17 protein-coding genes are annotated in these 18,801 nt (G+C 34.7%); all 17 read left to right on the top strand.

Annotated features, from left to right (window positions below; translation table 11 throughout):
- The first annotated feature begins 4 nt into the window (after positions 1 to 4).
- The 17 genes from secE (at position 5) to NZ698_RS13545 (ending at position 18,727) form a co-directional block, all read left to right on the top strand.
- Positions 5 to 208: a preprotein translocase subunit SecE gene (secE, locus tag NZ698_RS13625; protein WP_052187936.1), complete on the top strand. Its 204-nt coding sequence runs from the start codon at positions 5 to 7 to the stop codon at positions 206 to 208.
- A gap of 17 nt (positions 209 to 225) precedes the next feature.
- A complete protein-coding gene (gene nusG, locus NZ698_RS13620; RefSeq protein WP_162088340.1) occupies positions 226 to 768 on the top strand; it encodes a transcription termination/antitermination protein NusG in 543 nt (180 codons plus the stop codon).
- Positions 769 to 918: 150 nt separating this feature from the next.
- Positions 919 to 1,791 (top strand): hypothetical protein, encoded by an 873-nt coding sequence (locus tag NZ698_RS13615; RefSeq protein ID WP_263003740.1) that lies wholly within the window; start codon positions 919 to 921, stop codon positions 1,789 to 1,791.
- 196 nt (positions 1,792 to 1,987) lie between these two features.
- Complete coding sequence (gene rplK / locus NZ698_RS13610; RefSeq protein ID WP_047444876.1) at positions 1,988 to 2,431, top strand: 50S ribosomal protein L11; 444 nt, start codon at positions 1,988 to 1,990, stop codon at positions 2,429 to 2,431.
- Positions 2,432 to 2,442: 11 nt separating this feature from the next.
- The gene (rplA, locus tag NZ698_RS13605) at positions 2,443 to 3,135 is read left to right on the top strand and encodes a 50S ribosomal protein L1 (protein ID WP_047444874.1); all 693 of its coding nucleotides are present in this window, start codon (positions 2,443 to 2,445) and stop codon (positions 3,133 to 3,135) included.
- 17 nt (positions 3,136 to 3,152) lie between these two features.
- Entirely contained in the window at positions 3,153 to 3,746 is a 594-nt protein-coding gene (gene rplJ / locus NZ698_RS13600) for a 50S ribosomal protein L10 (RefSeq protein WP_263003739.1), read from the top strand.
- A 46-nt stretch (positions 3,747 to 3,792) separates the two neighbouring features.
- The gene (rplL, locus tag NZ698_RS13595; protein WP_263003737.1) at positions 3,793 to 4,161 is read left to right on the top strand and encodes a 50S ribosomal protein L7/L12; all 369 of its coding nucleotides are present in this window, start codon (positions 3,793 to 3,795) and stop codon (positions 4,159 to 4,161) included.
- Between the two features lie 268 nt (positions 4,162 to 4,429).
- Positions 4,430 to 5,041: a hypothetical protein gene (locus NZ698_RS13590; RefSeq protein ID WP_263003735.1), complete on the top strand. Its 612-nt coding sequence runs from the start codon at positions 4,430 to 4,432 to the stop codon at positions 5,039 to 5,041.
- Positions 5,042 to 5,123: 82 nt separating this feature from the next.
- On the top strand, positions 5,124 to 6,641 hold the full coding sequence (locus tag NZ698_RS13585) for a hypothetical protein (protein WP_263003734.1): 1,518 nt from the start codon (positions 5,124 to 5,126) through the stop codon (positions 6,639 to 6,641).
- Between the two features lie 34 nt (positions 6,642 to 6,675).
- Complete coding sequence (locus tag NZ698_RS13580; protein WP_263003732.1) at positions 6,676 to 9,282, top strand: T9SS type A sorting domain-containing protein; 2,607 nt, start codon at positions 6,676 to 6,678, stop codon at positions 9,280 to 9,282.
- A 453-nt stretch (positions 9,283 to 9,735) separates the two neighbouring features.
- On the top strand, positions 9,736 to 10,383 hold the full coding sequence (locus NZ698_RS13575) for a hypothetical protein (protein ID WP_263003730.1): 648 nt from the start codon (positions 9,736 to 9,738) through the stop codon (positions 10,381 to 10,383).
- Positions 10,384 to 10,448: 65 nt separating this feature from the next.
- Entirely contained in the window at positions 10,449 to 14,708 is a 4,260-nt protein-coding gene (locus tag NZ698_RS13570) for a DUF11 domain-containing protein (RefSeq protein ID WP_263003728.1), read from the top strand.
- Positions 14,709 to 14,726: 18 nt separating this feature from the next.
- The gene (locus tag NZ698_RS13565) at positions 14,727 to 15,272 is read left to right on the top strand and encodes a hypothetical protein (RefSeq protein WP_263003727.1); all 546 of its coding nucleotides are present in this window, start codon (positions 14,727 to 14,729) and stop codon (positions 15,270 to 15,272) included.
- A gap of 267 nt (positions 15,273 to 15,539) precedes the next feature.
- Positions 15,540 to 16,163 (top strand): hypothetical protein, encoded by a 624-nt coding sequence (locus NZ698_RS13560; protein ID WP_263003726.1) that lies wholly within the window; start codon positions 15,540 to 15,542, stop codon positions 16,161 to 16,163.
- Between the two features lie 124 nt (positions 16,164 to 16,287).
- Positions 16,288 to 17,049, top strand: a complete 762-nt coding sequence (locus NZ698_RS13555; RefSeq protein WP_263003725.1) for a hypothetical protein — start codon at positions 16,288 to 16,290, stop codon at positions 17,047 to 17,049.
- A gap of 2 nt (positions 17,050 to 17,051) precedes the next feature.
- Positions 17,052 to 17,915, top strand: a complete 864-nt coding sequence (locus NZ698_RS13550) for a hypothetical protein (RefSeq protein WP_263003723.1) — start codon at positions 17,052 to 17,054, stop codon at positions 17,913 to 17,915.
- A gap of 2 nt (positions 17,916 to 17,917) precedes the next feature.
- Positions 17,918 to 18,727 carry a hypothetical protein gene (locus tag NZ698_RS13545; protein ID WP_263003721.1) on the top strand — a complete coding sequence of 270 codons (810 nt, stop codon included), beginning with the start codon at positions 17,918 to 17,920 and terminating at the stop codon, positions 18,725 to 18,727.
- Positions 18,728 to 18,801 lie beyond the last annotated feature (74 nt).

Raw genomic sequence — 18,801 nt, 5'->3', positions numbered from 1 at the left:
AATAATGAGCTTAGTAGAATTTTTAAAAGGTTCTTATCACGAATTTAGACACAAAGTAGAGTGGCCAAAGTGGTCTGACTTACAGTCTTCTACTATTGTAGTAACTGTAGCAACCGTTATTTTGGCATTATTTACCTTCGGCGTTGATGAATTGTTCTCAAAATCAATCAGCAACATCATCGGAATTCTAATTAATACCTTCAACTAATAAAGTATTTTCCCATAATGAGCGAATTGAAATGGTATGTGCTGAAAGCAATCAGCGGACAGGAAAATAAAGTGAAAAACTATATTGAGACAGAAATCAAACGTTTAGGGTTTGAGCAGTATGTTACTCAGGTAGTGATTCCTATGGAAAAGGTTATTCAGCTTAGAAATGGGAAGAAAGTTCCAAAAGAAAGACCATATTATCCTGGTTATCTGATGGTAGAAGCTGAGTTGATGGGAGAAATTCCTCACGTTATCAAGAATATTCCTGGTGTTATTTCTTTCTTAAGTTTAACCAAAGGAGGAGATCCTGTTCCAATGAGAAAATCTGAGGTTAACAGAATGCTTGGCAGAATGGATGAACTTTCAGAATTTGCTTCTGATGCTGAGATTCCTTTCATCGTTGGTGAAAATGTGAAAGTAATTGATGGTCCGTTTAACGGATTCAACGGTACAGTAGAAAAAATTCTTGAGGATAAAAAGAAAGTTGAAGTATCAGTTTTGATCTTCGGAAGAAAAACTCCAATGGAATTAAGTTTTGGACAAGTAGAAAAAGTATAAAACTTTTTTTTAAAAATAATAGAGAACCAATCTGAATCTTCAGGTTGGTTTTTTCTTTTTTAATATTTCAGGTCAATGATGTTTAAGATTACTTACTTAAAATAATTAAGCTTTTTATTTTATTTTTGTCTAAAATTAATAACAGTGAAAATGAAAGGTCTTTATCTTCTAATTACGGTTTTCTTTATTCAGGTATTATATTCGCAAACACTGATCCATCACACCACAAATTATTTTGGACCAAATGCCAATCCTGTCCCTGAATTTACTGATGCATTGATTCCTGAAAACACAACTCTAACTGTAACTGGTGATTATTACTTTGGGCATGGAGACCAAACCTTGTCTAACAATTTGAAGGTTGAGATTCCGCTTATTCCTGAGAAAGTTTCAGTAAAAATCTGGAAAACTTTGGTTGAGCATTATTCTGTAACGGATGAAATTGTTTCACGAAGAGCAATGCAGAAGAACAGTGGTTTTGCTACGGGTGATTTTTATATACAAACCAGGATAAAGATTTTATCTGAAAAAAGAAGCAGACCTGCATTGGTTTTAAATTCAACATTGAAGACGGCTTCGGGAAGTGATTTCAGAAACAGACGATTTTTTAATACTGCAGGATATTACTTTGATTTTGAATTGGGCAAATCTTTTCTGTTTGATAATTCTTTTATAGAAGAAGTCCGACTGGTATCTGATGTCGGTTTTTTTTCATGGGATGTGCAAACTCCAAATTTAAATGTGCAGGATGACGCTATAATGTATGGCTTTAAATTAATCTTAAAACATAAAAATTTAAGCTTGGAAAATACTTTTTCAGGATATAACGGCTGGATTAAGAGAGTCGAAGATTACGGAGACAGACCGATGATATTTTCTTCCAGATTGAATTTTAGTGTGAGAAAGACGTTATGGTTTGCTCAGTTTCAACACGGAATAAAGTATTTTCCTTACGAGCAAATTAGATTAGGCGTGCAGATTCCGTTAGAAAAGTTGACTCCTGATTTCTTCGGGGAAAATTAAATCTATTATTATGGCTTATAGAAATCTTATTTAATTTGGTTATTTCTGAAATTTAATGAGTTAAGTATTTGCTAATTAAAAATAATTTCATAATTTTGCAGTCCGAAAAGTAGGTTTACTTTATGTGAGTGCGGTAACCTGCTGAATAATAAATGCTTCCAAACTCATTAATTATTCAATTTTTAAAAAACAAACAATGGCTAAAAAAGTCTTTAAAATGGTTAAGCTCCAAGTAAAAGGAGGAGCAGCAAACCCATCTCCACCAGTAGGTCCTGCATTAGGTTCTGCGGGTGTGAACATCATGGAGTTTTGTAAACAATTTAACGGAAGAACTCAGGATAAGCCAGGTCAAGTTTTACCTGTAGTAATTACAGTGTACGAAGACAAATCTTTTGAATTCGTTATTAAAACTCCACCTGCAGCAATTCAGTTAATGGATGCAGCTAAAATCAAAGGAGGATCCGGTGAACCAAACAGAAACAAAGTAGGTGCTGTATCTTGGGCTCAGGTTCAAAAGATCGCTGAAGATAAGATGACAGATCTTAACTGTTTTACTTTGGACTCTGCTCTTTCTATGGTTGCAGGTACTGCTAGATCTATGGGATTAAGAGTAACAGGAACTAAACCAACTAACGCTTAAAACTAAGAGAAATGGCAAAATTAACTAAAAAGCAAAAGGAAGCTTTAAGCAAAGTAGAAAAAGGAAGAATTTATAACCTTGAAGAAGGTGCTGCTCTTGTAAAAGAAGTAAACACTGCAAAGTTTGATGCTTCTGTAGATATCGCTGTAAGATTGGGTGTAGATCCAAGAAAAGCAAACCAAATGGTAAGAGGTGTAGTATCTCTTCCTCACGGTACCGGTAAAGATGTTAAAGTTTTGGCTTTAGTAACTCCGGATAAAGAAGCTGAAGCTAAAGCAGCTGGTGCTGATTATGTAGGTCTTGACGAATATTTACAAAAAATAAAAGATGGTTGGACGGATGTTGACGTTATCGTTACTATGCCAGCTGTTATGGGTAAATTAGGACCTTTGGGTAGAGTATTAGGACCAAGAGGTTTGATGCCTAACCCTAAATCAGGTACTGTAACGATGGAAATTGGTAAAGCAGTAACTGAAGTAAAAGCTGGTAAAATTGACTTTAAAGTAGATAAATACGGTATTATCCACGCTGGTATTGGTAAAGTATCTTTCGATGCTGCTAAAATCAAGGAGAATGCTCAGGAATTAATCTCTACTTTGATCAAAATGAAACCAACTGCTGCTAAAGGTACTTATGTGAAGAGCATTTATTTGTCTTCTACAATGAGCCCGGGTATTGCAATTGATAGTAAATCTGTTAACTAATTATAATCCTTAAGACAATGACAAAAGACCAAAAAGTTGTAGCAATACAAGAGATCAAAGATTTGCTTCAGGATGCTAAAGTAGTTTATGTAGCAGATCTAGACGGTTTGAACGCTGCTAAATCTTCTGACTTCAGAAGACAGGCTTTCAAGCAAAATATTAAAGTAAAAGTGGTAAAAAATACACTTTTGCAAAAAGCAATGGAACAAATTGACGGGATTGATTTCTCTGAAATGTTCGAAACTTTCAAAGGTAACTCTGCATTAATGATTGCTGAAACGGCTAACGCTCCGGCAAAATTAATCAAAGATTTTAGAAAAAAAGAAGAGAAGCCGGCTTTAAAATCAGCTTTCGTACAAGAAACTTTCTATGTTGGTGACAACAACCTTGATGCATTAGTAAGCATTAAGTCTAGAGAAGAAATGATCGGTGAAATCATCGGATTACTTCAGTCTCCAATTCAAAGAGTTGTTTCTGCTCTTCAAAACAAATCTGAAACTACAGAAGCTACAGCTGAAGAAGCTGCTCCTGCAGTAGAAGAAACTCCTGCTGAGGCGGCTCCAGAAGCTCCAACTGCAGAAAGCACTGAGGAAACTCCAGCTGCTGAATAATTACTCTCAAAAAATTAAATAAATAATCAACAAAAACATTACAACAATGTCAGATTTAAAAAATTTAGCTGAAACGCTAGTAAACTTAACAGTAAAAGACGTAAATGAATTAGCTACTATCCTTAAGGATGAGTACGGAATCGAGCCAGCTGCTGCTGCTGTAGTAGTTGCTGCAGGTGGTGCAGGTGAAGCTGCTGAAGAAAAAACAGAATTCGACGTAATTCTTAAGTCTGCAGGTGCATCTAAATTAGCTATCGTTAAATTGGTAAAAGATTTAACTGGTGCTGGTCTTAAAGAAGCTAAAGATATCGTAGATGGAGCTCCTGCTGCTATCAAAACTGGTATCTCTAAAGACGAAGCTGAAGCTCTTAAGAAGCAATTAGAAGAAGCTGGTGCTGAAGTAGAATTGAAATAATTCATTTCACTCTTAAAAATAGGAAGCCTGAGCATTTGCTCAGGCTTTTTTTGTTTAAAAAAATTGTATGTTTTGAATAGCTTATATTATTTTTAAAGATTTTAATTTATCGTTGATACTTTTTTATTAGTAATCAGAATTTAAATTTTATTTTTCAACTAAAAGTAATTATGATAAATTGCTCATTTATTAAGTTGCTGATTATTAAATGATTGTGTTTATTTTGTTTTTAAATAAGTAGTATATTTGCAGCAGAAAACACAATCAATTGAAAAGAAACTATTTTCTTTTCCACAGTTATAATACCAATTTTTTTCTTTTTTGGTTTATTCTATTAACTGGAGGAAATATAACCGCACAGTCAACTACCATAGAGAATATCTCTGTTGCTGATTCGGTTGTGTACCAATCACAGAAAATAGTCAATAAAGAAATCCCCAAATTTTACGTTACAGGAGGTGCTTTTATCGTTAATAATGAAATAGCCAATGCGGACATTATAAAAATTCCAGAAGTTGTAAGCAAGAAAGAAGTCAAATCAATTAGATCAAAACTAAAAAAGATTGATAGAGACAAGCTTATTTTAAAAAAAAAACAAGTCATCTATAGAGAACCAATTGTTGAAAATCAAATTGTATTCGATTTAGATAATCCAGGTTCAGATAATTTTTCAAATAATACAATTTTTTCGAGAAGTCTACTTCTGCCACAAAATAGTAATGGTAAACTGAAGGCTGTTCTTGAAAAAAATATCTTTAGTCTTAGTACTGTAAGTATTTCGCATTCTTTTATCAAATCACTATTAGAAACGGCATTTTCATACAGTGCTTTTTTTAAAAATTTCCAAACCCGACCCCCTCCGACATTAGCTCTTTTATAATATCATTTACATTTTTTAATAATTCTCACGTACGAATAAGTGAGAATATCTACTCTACTCAAAAACAACAAACAATAATTTAATGAAAAAAAAATTTTTAGCCATAGGATTTATATGTGCATTTACTGCGTTATCTAATGCTCAAGTTGGGATTAATACGGATACGCCAAGTGCGACACTTGATATAGTTTCAAAGGGAAATACAGCATCTACAAAAGCTCTGGAGCTTAACAACTCTTCTGCTACAGAAATACTTACTGTTCTTGATAATGGTAATACTGGATTTAATATTTCTAATCCAGCTGCTAAAGTTGATATTTTCACATCTGCAGCTTCTACGGGGTTTCGTTTAAGAGATGGAAATCAGGCTGCCGGTAAAGTTTTGGTATCTGATAATGATGGTTTTGCGACATGGCAAACTGTTGCTTCAGGTGGTGGTTCGGGTACAGTAACTAACTTTTCTTCAGGAAATCTTTCTCCCTTATTTACAACTTCTGTCGCAACATCAAGTACTACACCAGCTTTATCTTTTACACTATCAAATGCTCCAGCTAATACAGTTTTTGGAAACAGTACAGCAACTGCCGGAGCGCCGTCTTATTTTGCTGCATCTTCTTTACCAATTGCTGGAGACGTTACAGGGACTTTGGGATCTACAGTGGTAAGTCAAATTAATGGTTCTCCATTAGGAATTACAATAGGAGCTGCAACAGGATCAGTGTTGACATTTAATGGAACAAATTGGTCTCCGCAGACAGTTCCAAGTGATGTAACTGATTGGAAAATTGTTGGTAACCCGGCAAGTATTATTTCTTCTTCAGATGCTTTGGGAGCATCGTACACAGGAGGCAATGTTTTAGGTACGCTAGACAATTCTGACAATTTGGTGATAGTGAGTAACGGAAAGATAGGAGCTATAATTGACGCCAATGGAACATTAAAAGGTGGTAGCGCAAATAGTGTAAGTCCATTTGCATCTCTCACATGGGGTAATAATAATACAATTAGCAATACATTGTCATCAAATATTGCATTAGGAAGAAGTAATACGGTAGGTGCACAAGGTACAAATTTCCCGGGTGCTGCTATAGGTAACAGTAATACAGTTTCGAATGGTGCAAAAGCTATGGGAAATGGAAATATAATGACTAATTCTGCGAGTATTGCAATTGGAAATAATAATGGTCAAACACTTACTGCAGGTGTTCCATCTACTGCAGGAACAGGAATAGCAATAGGAGTTAGTAATAATATGCAGGGAGGCTATGCTTTCGGGACTGGTAATAAAGTCGATTCAAATAGCGTAGCAATTGGTATCAGCGGATCAACTGTTGGAGCAGGTGAGAATGTTTATGCAAATACATCTCATTTATTTTATGCACAATCGAACGGAAACAACTCAAAAGTGTTTATTAATTTGCCTTCATCAAGTGCTGCCACGACCGATGCAGATTTAGTTGTATCGAAAGCAATAGAAATTAAAGGTACTTCTACTGCTGCAGTTTCTTGTAATGCTTCTAATGAGGGAGCAATCCGATATAATTCAACAACTAAAAGACATGAAGGTTGTGATGGTTCAACCTGGAATAACCTTTATTAGAACTAATAGAACAATTTTTTTAAATAAACTAAGTATGAACACAAATTTATTAAAACGTTTAGCCGTCTTTGTCACGACATTATGCATGTCTGTGATAATGAATGCGCAACAAGCGTACACACCAATACGTGGTATTGGTATTGAAGCAACAGCACTAAAAAATGGTCTAGTGTGTTTAGGATGTTATTCTGGTGATCTTACTCCTGTAGTAGATGCAAATCTCAATAACAGTGTGAATATGGGGAATCTTGTTTCTGCCATAGGAGGAAACGGAATTTCGGTAAGAAATAGAAATACATCTTACCCTGCAGGCTATATTACAGGTTTTAATGTAGATTTAGGAACCAGTCCTATCACAGCAACACTTTTAAGTTCTATTGTAATCAGTACCTATAAAAACGGAATATTACAAGAATCTTCTACTTCTTCAACTTTGGTGTCAGTACCGGCATTTGGTGGATCTAAAAGTAGAATTTTTTTCCATTTCAAATCTACCAAGGAATTTGACGAAGTAAGACTTTACCAAAATACAGGAATTTCTATCTTTAGTGCGTTGAATGTTTATTACGCATTTGCATTTGATCCTACAAAGGTTCCTGTAGAAAATAACAACATTTGTGATGACCTGATCGGAGGAACAGGATTTGATACCAATGTGTCTTCAAGCAGTAATTTTATTGCACCATTATCATATCTTTATGAAGGACAAAAAATTACTGATGGTGATAAAAACTCAGCAGGAGTGGTTACAATGCCTGCAGGACTTTTAGGATCTTACACTGTAGGTGTTTTGGATAAAAATGTAACATATCCTGCCGGTAATAGAGCCGGATTCGTGATTGCTCCTGAGAGTCAAAATACATTAATCAGTGTAGATGTGCTTAAAAATATAAGCATTGAAACATATCTTTATGGTCAGTTACAAGATTCCCAAAGCTATAATAACGGAGCTGGATTTTTAAATATTGCTGTACTTAGTTTAGGAGGTGGTAAACAAAAATTATATGTTAATACAACTAAACCTTTTAACGAAGTCAGACTAAAAATAAACCAACCATTAGGAGTTAATTTAGGAGCAGTATTAGTTTATTATGCATTTGAAGAGCCTGCGAGCTGCGATTGTAAAAAATATTTGCAAACAAATAACGATTCTCCTTATAAAGGAAATCTGGTGACTATGTCATCTTCTTGGACAGGAATTCAAAGCAGTTTCTTGAGCAGTTTACAGAATGCAGCAAATGTTGTTGATAGTAACTCTTCTAACTTTGCTACTTTCAATGTTACACCTTTCAGTATTGGTGCAAGAGCAAATCTTACAGTTGCGAATGATGGTTCTGTATTTCCAATAGGGACATATGGTGGTTTCGTAATTGATAAAGGAGGTACTTTATTTGATTTGGGTATCTTGAGCAGTATCACAGTAAGTTTTTACAACGGAACAATGCTTACAGAATCTAAAACAGGTGGCTCATTAGCTAATGGTAGAATCATAACTTCAAATAGTGATAAAATATATATTGGAATGACTTCTACGAAGCCTTTCAACAGAATGAAAATCACTATTAATAATGGTTTGTCTGTTAGTTTCTTACAAACATACAGAATTTATAATGCATTTGTAGAGGGAGATATTGATAGAGATGGAGTTCCGGATTGTTATGATCAATGTCCAAACGGAGATGATACAAAAGATGAGGATGGTGATGGTATTCCGGATGCTTGTGATATCCAAAATTGTAATGGTGGAGATAAAAGTACTGTTTTAGATTCAGATAATGATGGTATTGTAGATTCTTGCGATCTTGATTCTGATAATGATGGGATTCCAGACGCATTGGAAGAGGATGCCAATAAGGACGGACTCTATGAAAATGATGATTTAGATGGTGATATACTTTTCACATCGGTACTTGGTGATGGAATTGCTAATTATTTAGATTTAGATTCTGATAATGATGGTATTTTAGATTTATTTGAATCAGGTATTCCAAATTCTGTAATTGACCAAATTGATACAGATCATAACGGAGTAATAGATGTAGGTGTAGCTGTAGGAACCAATGGTATTGCTGATGTGTTAGAAACATTTCCGGATTCAGGTATTTATAAGTATCCGGTAAGAAATAAGGATGGTGATGCTTTTGCCGATTATATTGATCTTTCTAGTGACGGAAATGAAAATCAGTTAGATTTATATGCTATTGGGAAAGGTGATTTAGATCAATTAGGAGGTGGCTTCATAACTCCAATAATAGATATTGACAGAGATGGTATTATGGATCAGGTAGATACAGATACTACTAAAAAAGGTTCACCAAACTCTCCACTTTCTCCTTATGCAACATTTGCTAAAAACGGAGGAACAACTGCCACGGCAAAAATTGCTGATGTTGCAAAGGTTGCAAAAGATATTACTGTATATCCTAACCCGGTAAAAGCAGGAGAAAATCTTTATATCAAATCTGCTGAATCTAGAGAAGAGGGTACTTATACTATATTCTCTGCTCAAGGACAATTAGTGAAGTCGGGTAAATTTACAGGTAATGCTGAGGTTAATACATCTTCATTAACTGCAGGATTGTATATCATTAAAGTAGATACAAAAGCTACAATAAAAGCTTACAAAATAATCGTAAAATAATTTTTGTTTTTTTTATTATTTGAAGCCACCCTTTTTTGGGTGGTTTTTTTGTGACATGAGAATTATTTTGTAAAAAAAATCTTGAGAAATGGATTCTGACGCAGTCAAATCGGGATAAACTATTTTAAAATATGAATGAAAATCATCTTTACTACCCAAAAAGATAATTGAAATTGTCAAAATTTGAAAAAAAATGATCCATTCCCTACTTGGGTTATTTTTAACTAAACAAATGTTTTGAATTGAAAATAATATATTGAAAGAGAGATGTTATAAAAATATAAAACCTGTATGTTTCTTTAAGGTTAATTTATTATAAAATCCATTTTTTGTAATTTGATAAATATCAGTGAGTTAACATAAAAATAATATGTTGTAATTCATTATAATGTGTATTTTTGCACCGGTAAATAATTATAATTGAAGGGTCTTTTATTTTCTGTTAATATCTTTATGAAAAACTTAAATCAAAAAACTGATTTAAGATTTTTTATTACCCTTCTGTCCTTTACATTCTTCTGCTTTTCTAATGCATATGCGCAGAGATCAGAAAATCCAACTCAGGTTGAACAGGCAATTGTTGTTTTAAAAAATGGTGCTAAAATTTATTCAACCGACGAAGCTTTTAATAAGCAAATTAGCAATCATGTAATTATTCTGAAGAATGTTGATCCTGATAAGGGAAATAATACTAACGATAAAATACTTACGGAATCTTCTATAAAACCTGAAGAGTTTAAAAAAGATTTTAAAGAAAACCTGCAAGCTTCAATACAAAAAAAACAGAAAGAGGAATTAAAGAAAATTAAAAAAGAAATTGATAAGCATGAAGTAAGGAAAAAAACTTTTGTAATCAATGATCTTAAAAAAAATTCATCCTCTGATGAATTTCTTGCTTCAACTCGCATAAGTAAGAATTCTGTAGTATTAGAATACAATAATTTCAATTTTTCTAAAACATTTCTTGCAGCTCATATCAATATTGTAAAATTAGCATTAGATTTTCTGCATTCTCAGAAATATGTATATTATAACAATACATCCTTAGATTTTTGTTTTTCTACTGTCTTTTCTGTGAGGCCACCACCGGTATTAATTTAATAAATAAGAAATTTTTTATTAATAATCATTCTCATGTCAAATGAGTTTGTTAATACTTTTTTATAATGAAATTTAAAAATACGAGATATTATAAAAAGCAGCTAATCTTGCTTATGGGATTGATAAGCGGTGTTGTTTTTTCTCAAACTTATCCCGATCTTGAAATGGGAAATGTTACTCCCAGTACTGCAACTTCTACAAATTTGACAGTTGCTTTACAAAAAGACACCAATAATAATACAGGAACTACATTAGTCAATTACAGTACGCCGACTCCATTGACAGTTAGTTATATTGTGAATTCAACAAATTTCACAAATGCTGTAAGATTTGGAACAGCTGGAGTTGTGCCATTTTATTCATTAATGAATGCTTTTGGAAATACCGGAAGTGATAATGGTCAATATACAAGTAATGGTGTTGCAACCAACGGAACAGGTATAGATGTAGCATCAAATTATGCAGCTTCAATTCAGGCAAGTTTGGCTTCAGCAGGAAGTCAGGCAGGAAATGGCAGAGTGAAGCTTGGTGAGATAACTATAAATTTAAGTAGGGGAACTCATAATCCTAATTTACACTTTAAAGGATTGGGTGAAGCCGGAACCGGAGCATCTGTTACAGCGGAATTTACAGTAAAATCTGTATTAAATTCTTCTGGAGCAGAGATACTTTCTTCAACAACGATTCTAGGTTTATCTGGTACAAATCTTACTGTTACCAATGCAGGTAAAACGATTAATAACAGTTATACTGGTACCACAACTCCTGATGCAGCCAACTCTGCAAGAGGAACTGTCAGATTTCAAAGTAATGATATTAAAACTATTGTTTTAGAAGTCTATGGTAATCGAAATGGAGGAAATGCAACTGCAGTTACATGGACTAATACGGATTCATTCCTAATTGGTTTGTCTGCAGGAGAATCTGACCTGCAGGTAACACAATCTGTAAGCACCAATAATCCTACAGTAGGAGGAAATGTTACTTTTACAATCATTGCAGCAAATAGAGGAGCCTCTAATAATACGAATGTTGTAGTTAATGATATACTGCCTTCCGGATTCACTTTTGTAAGTGCAACGACATCTGTAGGATCTTATAACTCAGCTAATGGAGTTTGGACGGTAGGAACATTAATTGATGGTGCGAATGCAACGCTTTCTCTCATAGGTACAATGACCAGAAATGGATCTTACCTAAATACGGCAACCATTACAAGTGATTTAACTGTAAATGATCCTAATAGTGCAAACAACACATCTTCTGCCCAGGTTTTCTCTTCTGATACTGATGGTGACGGAATTCTTAACAGTGCAGATCTGGATAATGATAATGATGGAATTTTAGATACTGTTGAAAATAGTTGTATTGCCAGCGCAAAAGTAGAAGGACCTCCTATATTCAGTAATGATTTCGGTACGGGTTCGACAACCGGTACAGATCCGTATGTGGTAGGTCATGGATATGCAGCAGTAAATCCGTCTGATGGTAATTATTCTGTAACTACTTCTGAGACACAAACAGTTTTTTATACAAAAACAAATGCTAATGGTGATTTAGATGCAGGCTACAATGAAATTACAAGTGGTTCAAAAGCAGGAAGGTTCCTCATGATTAATGTCAACTCTGCAGTTACGACGGCTTCTCCGATCTACAGAGTGACAGGTTTGAATGTTGTTCCTGGCGTTACATATCGTTTCAGGCTCGATATGGCCGGATTGGCTGAAACGCCTGGTAATAGTGTTCCAAGTCTTCAGTTGACAATAAAAGATGGTTCCAATAATCAATTGGCGACTGCGAATTCCAATAGTATAAATATGGCAAATGATGATATTTGGCGAAGACTGACATTAGAGTTTACAGCAACAACATCAACCGTCAATTTGGAAATTTATAACCTTCAAAGTAATGGTGGAGGAAATGATTTAGGAATTGACAATATCGTATTCACTCCATTATTGTGTGATTTGGATGGAGATGGAATTCCGAATCAGCTTGATTTAGATTCTGATAATGATGGTTGTTTTGATGCTTTTGAAAATACAGGGAATGTAACTCCTGTGCAAGCTCCGAGTGGTTACATTATGGGTGCAACGAATTCAAATGGAATTCCAACTATTGCAGGAACAGGCCTCGGAATTGGCGCCTCTCAAAATGCAGCGCAGAACAGATGTAATGATAATGATTTAGACGGTGTTCCGAACAATCTAGATCTGGATGACGATAATGATGGTATTTTAGATAGCGATGAAAAAGCTTGTGGTCCTGATTCTATTTTAAGTTTATCAGGTTACAAAGGGTTTGTTTATAATAGTACTGCAGCATTAGATTCTTGGACGCAAATTAACGGAAGTACAACTTTTCCGACAGCAGGATTTACCCAAGTTGCAACATTTGATTACATAGAAAATGCGAGTACTTTAAATGCTTTCAATGTTAATTTTGATGCTTCCGGAAATATTTCAGGAACTAATGTTGATATGGTGAATTATCGCGGTACGGCACTGAGTCCTCCATCTCGTGACTATGCGGTTTTGTTTTCAAAAACAATCAATGCAGATGAAGTGGGTACTTATCAATACAACCTGATCAATGCAGATAACCACGTCTTTGTTTATGTAAATGGGGTAAAAGTGGCTTCAAGACAAAATGTATATAATACTTCTTTGCCGGTGACAAATTTTGTAACGGTAACTGTAGCTTTAGGAGATAAAATTGATATTCTTTTGGTAGAAGAAGATGCCGGAAATACTTATATTAATATTAATGCAGCTAAAACTGTCGGTCAATGTATGTTGGATACGGATGGTGATGGAATTCCGGATCATTTTGATACGGATAGCGATGGTGACGGTTGTTTCGATGCGATTGAAGGCGCAGCAAATATTACAAGTGGTCAATTAAACTCGAATAATCAAATTTCAGGAGCTGTAGATGCCAATGGTATTCCCACTGCTGCAAATGGAGGACAGGGAATTGGGCGTTCACAAGACGGAAGCAAAAATGATTGTACAGATTCTGATGGTGATCTTATTCCTGATTGGCAAGATTTAGATGATGATAATGATGGTATTTTAGATACAAATGAGTGTTCTTTAAATTTAGCATCATATGTAGGTAATAACTTTTCGACTGCAGTTCCTGCAATTCCTGGATCAACTTCTGATAATACTAAATTTTTACAGTTGCGTCCGTCAGATTTTGGTCTTACGACAGCCGGAGCTACCAACCAGACTGCAACCCGGGATTACAGTTCGTTCTTTGGATTACCTGCAGGATCTATTATTGTAACTGTAGAAAATGCACATGTACATCCGAATGCAACTTCTAATCCTTCATCCAATGTATTTTATGTATCAGGAAGAAATGGGATTGGAGATACAAGAGTGAGAGTGACAGGTACTTTAGGATCGTATGTTGCTATTGAGCACGGACAGGAATATTATGGTCTTCAGGAGCGAAGTATAAAATTCTATGATGGTTCTCATTTAACGGCAAGTAATTTATATAATATCAATACTCAGCCAAACACCGGCAACTGGCAAAGCGGAAGCACAGGTAGAACTTATTTTGTACGACATACGACTGCAGCAACTGAAAATGGTGTACTTGCATATGGAGTTATAAATACTGAAATTAATCCTAAAGTAATTGGTGTTTCTACGAACAATGCTGTGACTACAGAATACAGTACTTTTTTTATCAGAATTTTCCCTGAATGTGACAGCGATAAAGATGGTATTCCAAATAGATTAGATTTAGATTCTGATGGTGACGGCTGTCCTGATGTTATTGAAGGTGGCGCAAATTTCACGACCGGAGCAACTTATATTACAAGCAATAGAATCAATACAGGAGTAAATGCATCTGGAGTTCCTAATGTTCCTACTGCTACACCGGTAATTACAAATTATACTCAGGCTGCAGGTCAGGGTAGTGGAAATTCTCAAAACAATACTTTGAATGACTGTAAGTGTTACAAGACACCTACGACAACAACAGGTACAGACAATCCTACATTGCACGGTATTACCGCTTTCAATAGAGCGGGAGCAAATAATTCTAATTGGCCAATGCTGAGAAATAATGGATGGACGGCGCTTGAAGCGAATACGAAAGCCTTTGTCATGAACAGAATGCCAAGTGCTCCGACAGTCAATCCTGGTGAACCTCTTTCTGCCGTAGGAGGAACTCCAGTAATAACTTCTCCGATAATTGGAATGACTTATTACGATACCAGAAGTGACTGTATGAGAGTGAATATTGATGGTACAAGAACAGGCTGGAAGTGTTTCGATACTCAATCATGTCCTGATGAAAATTAATTTTAAAAGATTAAACAAATGAAATTTAAATATTCAATAATTTTAGGAATATCTTGTGCGGTGACGTTATCTGCACAAGTGGCGATAGGAAAACAGGCTACTCAAACGGGAGTTTCGTTGGAGTTTGGAGTTGGTCCTAAAGGATTAATTTTACCTTGGGTAACGGCTTCAGGAAATGTAAGCCTGAATCCGGGAACCAATTTAAAAGGAGGAGCACTTATTTTTGACCGTACTGATAGCAGAGTAAAAATTTCCAGAAACAGCGGTGCGTGGGTGGATCTTAGCGTTCGTACCGGTGATCCTGTTGTCAATGCACCGATACAGGCAAATCCTGCTGTAGAGCAATCAACTGCAAAATCTCAGATTGGCGGTGTTTTAGCGGATGATACGCCGGGTATTTTAGTTCTTGCCGATACCAACAAAGCAATGATTCCGCCTTTAGTTGAAAATCCTGCTGATAATATTAAAAGTCCTGCGCCGGGAATGATTGTTTTCGATCCGGTTAAAAAACTTTTCTGTGTTTACAACGGTACTGTGTGGTCTTATTGGAGAGCAGATAGTTGATGAGAATAATATCTAAAAATCCACTTCCAAAGAAGTGGATTTTTAATTTTTACAACTCTATAATTGACATTTTTTACATAAAAGAATAATTGTAACCATCATATTTATTTACATGAAATTAAAAATGATATATATCAATTTGTTAATGTAAAAATAATATGATTAAAATCATTATAATTGTTATTTTTGTATGATAATAATTTATAATTGCGAGAAGTTTTCTTTTTTTATCATATGTTTGTGAAAAATTTAAATCAAAAACATGATTTGAAAATCTTTCGTATTTCATTATTATTCTTTATTTTTTTATGCATTTCGTATTCTTACGCTCAGAAATCTGAAAATCCAAATAAAGTAGAACAGGCAACTGTCGTTTTAAAAGACGGAGCAAAATTATTTTCTACTGACGAAGCTTTTAACAAGCAGATTAGCAATAATGTAATTGTTTTGGAAAATGCTGATCTTGTACCTCAAAATAATAGCACAGCCAAAGTACTTGAAGCTAACTCTTCAAAACCAATAATACTTCAAAAAGATCTAAAAAAAGAAGTAGAAGCCTCTGCTGAAAAAAAGCAAAAGGAAGCTATAAAAACGGTTGATAAAGAAATAAAAAAACATGAAGAGCGAAAAGGGGCTTTCCGGAAGTTTGATTTCACTAGTTTTCCGTCGTCATCACACTTCTTGTCTTCTAATTTTATTTCAAAAAATTATCTTGCCCCAAGTTATAATGAAAATGACTTTTCAAAAATTCAGGCATCAGATAAAATTTATTCTGTAAAGAGTGCCATAAATTATTTACACGCGTTAAAATTTACACATTACAACAGCGAATCTTTAAATAATCATTTTCCTTCGGTCAACTCTGTAAGACCGCCACCTTTGAATTGTTAATTTATATACTATATAACTGTCGATATAACAGTTCTAATTTTTTTTTAAATTCAATTCAAATCAAATGTCTAATAATATATTTAAATTATTATTTTTCTTCTTGTGTAGTTATATAAATGCACAAATGGGAATTAATACTACAACTCCGCAAGCTGTTGTGGATGTAAACGGTGATGTTGCACTTCGAAAAGCGCTTATAGTGCCAAGTACTACAACTCCTGGTAATTTGGATTCTGGAACCGTAGATCAGGTTTTAGTTTCTGGTGGTTCTGGTCAACCTCCTAGTTGGAAGAGTGTGAGAATTCCATTTATGGAAAATACACAATATAAGTTAGTGAATACCTACCTGAAAAATGATCAAAGTGGAATTACAACGCTTTCCGATGGTGTAGCACCGTCAACTCCGGCAGTCAGTGCCATAGGTGAAGATTTTTCTGCATCATGGATCAAAATTACAAATCTCACTACCAATATTCAGGTAAGGTCTTCTGAGAATAAAGTTACTTATCAGCTTCAGTCTGGGGTTGAGTTGGTTAATAAATCAGTTGGAATTGGTGCATCTGTTAATTTTATTTGTGGAATATTTAAGGACACTAAGCTGGTGGCACTTCGTCCGGATGGTATTACTACTGTAGACGCTACTCCTGTTCAGGGTATTTATACTTTAAATTATACTGAAGATAATGTTTCTGTCGGCTTGCATGTTTTTGATGTTGCGTGCCGAAAGATTTCTTCCTCAGACGTAGCCAATAATTATTTTAGAATTGGTGTCAATATACCTAGTTATGGTCCAGCTCCTATTGTGACAAATAATAAATCAAATGCCTTTGCACTTAGATCATTGTTCAAAGTTGATGTAGCAGAATTAGTAACTTATACCAATTAAAAATGAAAAAAATTTATATAATTCTAAATATCTTTTTAGGAGTTTTAATATATGCACAAGGCAATATTGGCGTAAAGACTGTAAGTCCTCTTGCTAACCTTGATATAAATGGAGATCTGAATATAGGAAAAAAAATATTTTTGGATAATGGAAGTGGTGTTCTAAGGGCTGGAACTAATGGTCAGTTGTTGGTATCCAGAGGTCCGAATAATCCTCCAACTTGGAAAACACTACGAATACCCGAATATTTAACAAATCAGTTCTATCTTATTTTTAATGATTCGTACAAAGATTTCGATACTGCTAATCCCAATGATGCGCAAGGTACTGTACAGGGATTAAGATTCGTAGATAGTCAGACAGTTCCGACTGCGTTTGATCCGTCTACAGAGTTGGTAGTTGATGCAACACTCACAAATCTTCAAGCAAGAAATTTTAGAGTAATATCTTCGCTTACAAAAAATTTTACTGTTAATAGTACTATAAGTAGTGCCTACTTCATGTTTGAAACAGTAGTACAGCAAAATAATGGCGGTGGGAATGCATCAGATATTAAATTTGCATGTGGTATTTTCGTAGATGGTTTGTTGAAGAGTGCTAGGATAAATATGCTTCCGCGGAGCCCAAATAATAGCACATTTATAACGCATACACAAATTGGAGGGGTAGAAAATATTTCACCAGGAACTCACTCTGTAAGTGTGGGGTGTGCCAGATTAACCAACCCTCTAGCGAATATAACATTGGGTATAGGAGTTCCCGCAACAGCAGCAATCACAAACCTAAATAATTTTATGACGCAATCATCTCTCAAAGTTGATGTGTATGAAATTCCTCAAAATTTTTCACCTGTAATTATACCTTAAAAATGAAAAATATATATATTACACTATTATCTTTCATGTTAATATCAATCAATGCTCAAGTTGGAATAAACACCGCAACACCACAGAAAACTCTAGATGTGAACGGAACTTTGTACGTACGACAGCAAATAAGAACTGGTGGAACTGCTACTGTGGTTGGTTCTCCCGGTGTATCTGGACAACTTTTCAGTGTTGTTGATGGGGTTTCGGATACATGGAAAACCGTTCAGATTGCAAATGGTACAGGAAGTTTATCTCTTTTTTATCTGAATACTACTAAAGACATAACAGGAATACAATTTACACAGACAGGAAGTACGGGTAGATATGATTTAAATTCTACTTTCACTACGTCTACGGACACCACAACACCCAATTGGGCTTATATAAATGGAACCACAGACTCTTTTAATATTACCAGAACGGATAACTTATCTAAAGCAGTATTATCTTTTCAGACAACTGTTCAGATTGCAAGAGGTACAGGTCAGACGTGGACGACAGGATCAGCAAGTTATGCTTGTGGAATATTTCTTAGCAAGGATTCAGGACCATTTCTACTAAAAGCAGTACGAAATGATGTTGTAAGAGGTGGAGTTGGAACTTACAGGGTTTTTAATTTAAATGTTACATTGGATGCTTTAGCCGTGGGTGCTTATCAGGTAAAAGCAGCTTGTACAAATAGAAACTTAGGTAATACTGGAGCAGGAACTTTAACAACATTAGGAATTGGAAGTGCTGTTAATGCTGCAACATTGAATAGTGATATGGCGCAATCAACAATGACAACATCTGTTCTTCAAACATACTAAGTGAAAATCATTAATTATTATAAACAAAACAACCACTTCAAACGAAGTGGTTGTTTTGTTTATTGCTATTTTTT

Origin of the sequence: Chryseobacterium edaphi (assembly GCF_025628985.1) — a bacterium.
Taxonomy (GTDB): Bacteria; Bacteroidota; Bacteroidia; order Flavobacteriales; family Weeksellaceae; genus Chryseobacterium; species Chryseobacterium edaphi.
The sequence above is the reverse complement of the archived record's forward strand: the minus strand, read 5'-3'. Positions and strand labels throughout refer to the sequence as shown.

What these genes read in the sequence shown, in the direction of transcription:
- secE (WP_052187936.1), top strand. Translation starts at nt 5, where the DNA reads ATGAGCTTAGTAGAATTTTTAAAAGGTTCTTATCACGAATTTAGACAC.
- nusG (WP_162088340.1), top strand. Translation starts at nt 226, where the DNA reads ATGAGCGAATTGAAATGGTATGTGCTGAAAGCAATCAGCGGACAGGAA.
- NZ698_RS13615 (WP_263003740.1), top strand. Translation starts at nt 919, where the DNA reads ATGAAAGGTCTTTATCTTCTAATTACGGTTTTCTTTATTCAGGTATTA.
- rplK (WP_047444876.1), top strand. Translation starts at nt 1,988, where the DNA reads ATGGCTAAAAAAGTCTTTAAAATGGTTAAGCTCCAAGTAAAAGGAGGA.
- rplA (WP_047444874.1), top strand. Translation starts at nt 2,443, where the DNA reads ATGGCAAAATTAACTAAAAAGCAAAAGGAAGCTTTAAGCAAAGTAGAA.
- rplJ (WP_263003739.1), top strand. Translation starts at nt 3,153, where the DNA reads ATGACAAAAGACCAAAAAGTTGTAGCAATACAAGAGATCAAAGATTTG.
- rplL (WP_263003737.1), top strand. Translation starts at nt 3,793, where the DNA reads ATGTCAGATTTAAAAAATTTAGCTGAAACGCTAGTAAACTTAACAGTA.
- NZ698_RS13585 (WP_263003734.1), top strand. Translation starts at nt 5,124, where the DNA reads ATGAAAAAAAAATTTTTAGCCATAGGATTTATATGTGCATTTACTGCG.
- NZ698_RS13580 (WP_263003732.1), top strand. Translation starts at nt 6,676, where the DNA reads ATGAACACAAATTTATTAAAACGTTTAGCCGTCTTTGTCACGACATTA.
- NZ698_RS13575 (WP_263003730.1), top strand. Translation starts at nt 9,736, where the DNA reads ATGAAAAACTTAAATCAAAAAACTGATTTAAGATTTTTTATTACCCTT.
- NZ698_RS13570 (WP_263003728.1), top strand. Translation starts at nt 10,449, where the DNA reads ATGAAATTTAAAAATACGAGATATTATAAAAAGCAGCTAATCTTGCTT.
- NZ698_RS13565 (WP_263003727.1), top strand. Translation starts at nt 14,727, where the DNA reads ATGAAATTTAAATATTCAATAATTTTAGGAATATCTTGTGCGGTGACG.
- NZ698_RS13555 (WP_263003725.1), top strand. Translation starts at nt 16,288, where the DNA reads ATGGGAATTAATACTACAACTCCGCAAGCTGTTGTGGATGTAAACGGT.
- NZ698_RS13550 (WP_263003723.1), top strand. Translation starts at nt 17,052, where the DNA reads ATGAAAAAAATTTATATAATTCTAAATATCTTTTTAGGAGTTTTAATA.
- NZ698_RS13545 (WP_263003721.1), top strand. Translation starts at nt 17,918, where the DNA reads ATGAAAAATATATATATTACACTATTATCTTTCATGTTAATATCAATC.